This window comes from Dellaglioa sp. CoH-57-MRSF-18, from assembly GCF_056781995.1.
The window spans coordinates 1-335 of sequence record NZ_JBXAXX010000153.1; the positions used below are offsets into that span (position 1 = coordinate 1).

Here is a 335-nt window from a genome sequence, read left to right on the forward strand (position 1 = left end):
GCCTCAAACTTGTAGCTCTTATCCCAATCGGGACGAAGCGCAGCAGACTTTCCCACTGCTTTTGCGCGCTTTGGCGTCGGGGCCGCGAGCACACGTTTTCTGTACCCTGCATCTTCCGACTTGTGCCACATGAAGGCATGCTCGGATGACGGGAACTCGACACCGTACAGCGAAAGTGGACGCAGGAAGAAGTTGCTGAGGAATCGCTTGTCTCCGAAGAATCCTCGGATCGGTGCATACTGAGTGTCATACGAGTACGGCAGTCCGAGACGACGATGCAACTTTCTCTTCCCCGTCACTTGTGGGTCCTCTCAACTTGGGAATTGCTTAAACTG

1 protein-coding gene is annotated in these 335 nt (G+C 54.3%); it reads right to left on the reverse strand.

The window, feature by feature from the left end:
- The coding region (locus tag AC1RPG_RS08520) for a hypothetical protein (protein ID WP_481762555.1) at nucleotides 1–299 on the reverse strand (299 nt) is incomplete at its 3' end.
- Between the last annotated feature and the right edge of the window lie 36 nt (nucleotides 300–335).